At 60.6% G+C, this 5,851-nt stretch carries 6 protein-coding genes; 4 read left to right on the top strand and 2 right to left on the bottom strand.

What is annotated here, in order from left to right; all coding sequences use genetic code 11:
- Positions 1 to 67: 67 nt before the first annotated feature.
- Entirely contained in the window at positions 68 to 1,015 is a 948-nt protein-coding gene (locus Q0M35_RS14920) for a radical SAM protein (protein ID WP_295316682.1), read from the bottom strand.
- A 175-nt stretch (positions 1,016 to 1,190) separates the two neighbouring features.
- On the opposite strand from Q0M35_RS14920, the gene zwf reads away from it, so the two are divergent.
- Genes zwf through pgi form a run of 3 tightly spaced genes read left to right on the top strand, consistent with a single transcriptional unit; the run spans position 1,191 to position 4,923 of the window.
- Positions 1,191 to 2,654 carry a glucose-6-phosphate dehydrogenase gene (zwf, locus tag Q0M35_RS14915; protein ID WP_295316680.1) on the top strand — a complete coding sequence of 488 codons (1,464 nt, stop codon included), beginning with the start codon at positions 1,191 to 1,193 and terminating at the stop codon, positions 2,652 to 2,654.
- Positions 2,655 to 2,656: 2 nt separating this feature from the next.
- The gene (pgl, locus tag Q0M35_RS14910) at positions 2,657 to 3,328 is read left to right on the top strand and encodes a 6-phosphogluconolactonase (RefSeq protein ID WP_295316678.1); all 672 of its coding nucleotides are present in this window, start codon (positions 2,657 to 2,659) and stop codon (positions 3,326 to 3,328) included.
- Entirely contained in the window at positions 3,325 to 4,923 is a 1,599-nt protein-coding gene (gene pgi, locus Q0M35_RS14905) for a glucose-6-phosphate isomerase (RefSeq protein WP_295316686.1), read from the top strand. Before pgl ends, pgi begins: the two co-directional genes overlap by 4 nt.
- 20 nt (positions 4,924 to 4,943) lie before the next feature.
- Here the strand turns inward: pgi and Q0M35_RS14900 are convergent, their stop codons facing one another.
- Complete coding sequence (locus Q0M35_RS14900) at positions 4,944 to 5,423, bottom strand: acyl-CoA thioesterase (RefSeq protein ID WP_295316676.1); 480 nt, start codon at positions 5,421 to 5,423, stop codon at positions 4,944 to 4,946.
- A gap of 128 nt (positions 5,424 to 5,551) precedes the next feature.
- Between Q0M35_RS14900 and Q0M35_RS14895 the strand changes: the two genes are divergently transcribed.
- The coding region (locus Q0M35_RS14895) for an AMP-binding protein (RefSeq protein WP_295316674.1) at positions 5,552 to 5,851 on the top strand (300 nt) is incomplete at its 3' end.

Genomic DNA, 5,851 nt, shown 5'->3' with positions numbered 1-5,851 from the left:
AAAATGATCAATCCGGGCGAGTGGCGCAATGTAACGGGTGAATTCACACTGCATTGAGAAACCGGCCTCAGGCTGAACAGCTGCCACCACCCAGAACGCAGAACTTCGCACAATGCGGATGGTTGAGAGCCACATCGCCCTCGGCCTCCGCGAGGGTCGCACCCAGCTCAAACTCAGGCGCATAGGGCAGCAGCGTACAGGCCAGGACAGCAGGCCGCTCAGCGCCTTTGCGTTTGACCACCATGCGGGACGAGGCACACATCAGAGCATCGGACGAGATCCCCAGAATATCCCAGCAGGCGGTGGTGATTTCGGGCACATCCACACTGTCATCCATCTCCGGGAACAGAACCGTCATCGCAGGATTTTGCGCATCAATGTCAAAGCCATGACGCTCAAAAAAGGCCGCATACCCCGCGCGGCTTTCCGTTTCGCTCTGCGCCATCACGGACCGGCCGGCAACCGCCATGCGGATCCCGTGATCACGCAACCAGCACATACCGCGCAATGTCTTTTCGAACGCACCGGTCCCGCGTTCTGCGTCATGGACGAGCGGATCAAAGTGATCGACCGAGACCCTGAGGGTAAGCTTTCCCGGAAAGGCCCCGTTGAGCCGCAGAAGCCCCGCCTGCATCTTTTTGCGCATCATCGGACGCATGGCATTGGTCAGGATCAGCACCTCATACCCGCGCGCGAGTGCCGCTTCCGCGATCCCGGTCATGTCCGGATTCATAAAGGGCTCGCCGCCTGTAAAGGCGATCTCAGTGACCGGCCAGCCGCGCGTTTCGATCTGGTCGAGATACTCCTCAACCTCAGCGCGGGTGATATAGACCAGCGCATCGTTCGTCGGGCTGCTCTCAATATAACAGTTCACACATTCGATGTTGCACAGCGTGCCGGTGTTAAACCACAGGGTTTTCGGGTCGTTAAGCGCTACCCTTGCGCGGGCCTCACCGCCGGCCGTTGTCACCGGGTCGCGGAATTTATCCGCATTCGCCTGAGCAGTATCTTTCACGGGTCCGGGTATCCTTCGGGTCGAATTGCGCATACATTTGGCGCAGGACCTGTGCAAAGGCAAGAAAACCTCCGCCCACAGGTGTGCACGGTCTTGTGATCGGTTGGTTTTTGAGTATGTTTGCGCTAACACGGCGTCAGAGATCCTTGCAGCCGTCAAATCAGGAATAAAACCTATGGTTTCGCGTGTCATTCCGGTCGATCCTTTCGACCTTGTCATTTTCGGAGGGACCGGAGATCTGGCCCGCCGCAAGATCCTGCCAGGTCTTTTCCGGCGGTTCTGCACCGGGCAGATGCCGTCTGAGGCGCGGGTCATCGGTGCCGCACGCAGCGAAATGTCCAGCGACGCGTACCAGCAGATGGTGGCAGAAGCGATCCGCGAGTTCGGGGGCGGGCCAGAATGCGAAGACGGAACGCTTGACGCCTTTCTGGAGCGCATCGGTTATGTGGCGATTGACGCACGCGGCACCGGCGGCTGGGAAGATCTGCAAAAGCTGATGGCGGACAGCGGCCGGATTGAGGCCTATTATTTCTCCGTTGCGCCATCGCTTTTCGGGGATCTGGCGGAACGGCTGCAAAGCTATGGCATGGCGGACGACAATGCGCGCATCGTGGTGGAAAAGCCATTCGGGCGTGATCTCGAGACGGCCAGAGAGCTGAACAATACCCTCGCAAAGTATTTCGACGAGCATCAGATTTACCGCATTGACCATTATCTGGGCAAAGAGACCGTGCAGAACCTGATGGCTGTGCGCTTTGGCAATATGCTTTTTGAGCCGCTCTGGAACAGCCAGTTTGTCGATCACATCCAGATCACTGTGGCCGAAACGGTTGGCGTCGGCGGGCGCGGCGAATATTACGATAAATCCGGTGCCATGCGCGATATGGTCCAGAACCACCTGATGCAGCTTTTGTGCCTTATCGCTATGGAACCGCCGGCACGCTTTGACCCCGACGCGGTGCGCGACGAAAAGCTGAAAGTCATCCGCGCGCTTGAACCTGTTGAGCCGCATCACATCGTGCGCGGTCAGTACGAGGCAGAGCCCGGCGATGCGGAAAACCAGCCCGATTACCGTACGGCGGTGGGCAACCCGCGCTCTTCAACCGAAAGCTTTCTGGCGATGAAGTGTCATATCGCCAACTGGCGGTGGGCCGGCACGCCATTTTATCTGCGCACAGGCAAGCGGATGAGCCGCCGTTCCTCCGAAATCTCGATTGTGTTCAAAGACACCCCGCATTCGATCTTCGGCGACGAAGCCGGGCGGCACCGCAACGTGCTTTCCATCCGGCTGCAACCTGATGAAGGGATCACCCTCGGTGTGACGATCAAGGAACCCGGCCCCGGGGGGATGCGTCTGATTGATGTGCCGCTTGATATGACCTTTGCGGACGCGCTCAGCCATGATGAGGTGGAGACAGTGGACGCGTATGAACGGCTCATTATGGATGTGATCCGCGGCAACCAGACGCTCTTTATGCGTGGTGACGAGGTCGAGGCGGCCTGGGCCTGGACTGACCCGATCATCGAGGGCTGGCAGGCGCGCGGCGAGGTACCTAAACCATACGACAGCCACAGTGACGGCCCCGATGCCGCCGAGCAGATGATGAAGCGTGATCACCGCGCCTGGCGAAAGGTATAGCCATGACATTTCACGAATATCCCGACCGCGAGATGGCGGTCATGCAGATCGCAAACCTGTTGGCAGGCAGCCTGCGCAAATGCCTTGCACAGCATGAACTGGCAAGTCTCGCAGTCCCTGGCGGCACAACGCCCGGGCCGGTTTTCGACGTGATGAGTGCAGCCGATCTCGACTGGGAGCGCGTGCACGTGATGCTGACCGATGAACGCTGGGTGCCCGAAGATCATGAGCGCTCGAATGCGGGTCTCGTCAAACGGCGCCTGCTGACCGGCCCTGCGGCAAAGGCAAAGTTCGTGCCGTTTTATCGCGCGGGCATGACGGCGGATGAGGCCGCACCGCTGCTGTCGCAGGAGCTCGGGCACCTGCTACCGGTGTCGGTGCTGTTGCTGGGCATGGGTGCCGATATGCACACCGCCTCGCTTTTCCCAGGCGCTGATACGCTGTCTGCAGCGCTCGATAAAAATGCGCCCATGCTCTGCGCCGTGCACCCTGAAGACCAGCCGGAGGCGCGGATTTCTCTCAGCGCACCGGTACTGGATGGCGCCATGGAAAAACACCTCGTGATCTTCGGGGAGGACAAACGCACCGCACTTGAAAAAGCCATGACACTGCCGCCGGAAGAGGCCCCGGTCGGCGCTGTGATCGGCGGAGGAGATGTACATTGGGCAGCCTGACAGACCACTGGAATGCGCTTGAGGCGCTGGCACGGGATTCTGGCGACCGCAGTATTCTGTCGCTCTTTGATACCCCCGGGCGCGCCGAAGACTTCAGCGCGCAAACCGGCGATATGCTCTTTGATTATTCAAAGACCGGCATCGACGCAGGCATCCGCGACGCGCTGATTGCCCTGGCCGGTGCCGCAGGCGTGGCTGAAAAGCGCGAAGCGATGTTCACGGGCGAAGCTATCAACGACACTGAAGGCCGCGCCGTTCTGCATACCGCGTTGCGCAATCTTTGTGGCGATCCGGTCAACGTCGCGGGTCAGGATGTCATGCCCGGCGTTCTGGCAACCCTTGAGCGCATGCGCCGCTTTGCCCGCGGGGTGCGCGGCAGCAAAATCACCGATGTCGTCAACATCGGTATCGGTGGGTCGGATCTCGGGCCCGCAATGGCGGCAGAGGCACTTTCACCTTACCACGACGGGCCGCGCTGCCATTTCGTCTCGAATGTCGACGGCGCGCATATTGCCGACACGCTACGCGGGCTCGACGCTAAAACCACCCTCGTCATTGTGGCGTCCAAGACCTTTACCACCATAGAAACCATGACCAATGCACGCACCGCCCGCGCCTGGATGACCGACCACGGTGGTGACCCGGCAGCACAGTTCGCAGCCCTCAGTACGGCCGATGACCTGACGGCTGATTTCGGCATCCCGCCGGAGCGGGTCTTCGGGTTCGAGGACTGGGTCGGCGGGCGTTATTCCATGTGGGGCCCGATCGGGCTGTCGGTGATGATTGCCATCGGGCCTGACGCATTCGATGCCTTTCTGCGGGGCGGCGAGGCGATGGACCGCCATTTCCGGGCCGCTCCCTTTGAGGAAAATCTGCCTGTCCTGCTGGCACTGACCGGCATCTGGCATGCACAGGTCTGTGGTCACGCAAGCCGGGCTGTGCTCCCCTATGACCAGCGCCTGACGAAACTGCCTGACTATTTCCAGCAGCTGGAGATGGAATCAAACGGCAAGCGCGTTCAGATGGACGGCACGCCGGTGCTCGTGGACAGCGGGCCGGTTGTCTGGGGGGCCGCGGGCACCAACGGGCAGCATGCCTTTTACCAGCTGATCCATCAGGGCACGCGGGTAATCCCCTGCGAGTTCATGATCGCCGCAAACGGGCACGAGCCGGAGCTTGCGCACCATCATCAGCTGCTGATCGCCAACTGCCTGGCGCAGTCAGAAGCGCTGATGCGCGGCCGTTCGGCTGAGGAGGCGCGCGAGAAAATGCGCGCGAAAGGTTTCACCGGTGACGAGCTTGAACGCCAGGCGCAGCATCGTGTCTTTGAAGGCAACCGGCCGTCGGTCACGCTGAGCTATCCGCTGCTCGACCCCTTCACGCTGGGGCAGATCGTGGCGCTTTATGAGCACCGTGTCTTTGTCGAAGGCGTGATCCTCGGCATTAACTCTTTTGATCAGTGGGGCGTGGAACTGGGCAAAGAGCTTGCCACGTCATTGCAACCGGTCGTCGAAGGCACGGCACCGGCAGACGGCAAAGACGGCTCAACCGCACAGCTTGTGGGATTCATCCACCGGCACCGGGACCCGGCATAGAGCCGGGCAGCGGCGGGCCGTCAGCATTCGGCACAGGCACCGTCTGTTTCCAAAAAGTGGCGGCGCACGTGATCCGGGATAGCAAAACGCCCCTGGCCGTTGTGGTTCAGCAGTACCAGCACACAGTCAAGCGTCGCGCGCAGGCGCCCGTCTGACCAGAGCTCCTGATGCAGTGAGAAAGACGTGGTGCGAAAGGCCGTGCAGCCGCAGGTGACCACATAATCCTCGTCCATACGCATTTCCTCGCGGTAGTGTATGGCGCCTGATCGGATCACAATGCGCGGGTCGGTGCCCCGGCCCGCATAGCGGGACAGGCCGCAGTTCTGAGTATAACGGATCCGCAGCCGCTCAAACCAGTTCATATAGACCGCATTGTTGACATGACGGAGCACGTCGAGTTCGGAAAACCGGACCTTATCAGCCATCGCCACCGGAGCGGGCGGATCAATGCCAAGGCTCTTTTGCTGAGCCGGGCTGAGCGGGGTGTGGTATGGCAGCATAATATGCCAGCATGTACCGCGAAGCGCCATCGTTGCAAAGACTTGTATGCCAGCATGGCTCGGGGCAGGCTGATGTGGAATGCTGCACGGCCGCGTGCCGGCGGGGAAACAAACCGGAGAGATGACTGATGCTCGGACAGATGATGCACGCCCCTTTGCTGATCTCCTCACTTATTTCGCACGCAGCCCGGTATCACAGTGACGCGGAGATCGTGTCCGTAAATACCGCCGGCGGCACCGAAACCACAAACTGGGGGCAGGTGGAAGCAAATGCCCGCAGACTGGCCTCGGCGCTCGGACGTCTGGGACTGTCAGAGAGCGCGCGCTGTGCCACCATTGCCTGGAACAACCGGCGCCATCTGGAGATCTATTTCGGCACCTCGGGCGGTGGGTACGTCTGTCATACCATCAATCCGCGGCTCTTTCCC

The organism is Roseobacter sp., from assembly GCF_024639605.1.
In the GTDB taxonomy this organism is placed as follows: Bacteria; Pseudomonadota; Alphaproteobacteria; order Rhodobacterales; family Rhodobacteraceae; genus Roseobacter.
This window is presented reverse-complemented; position numbering and strand designations above follow the sequence as displayed.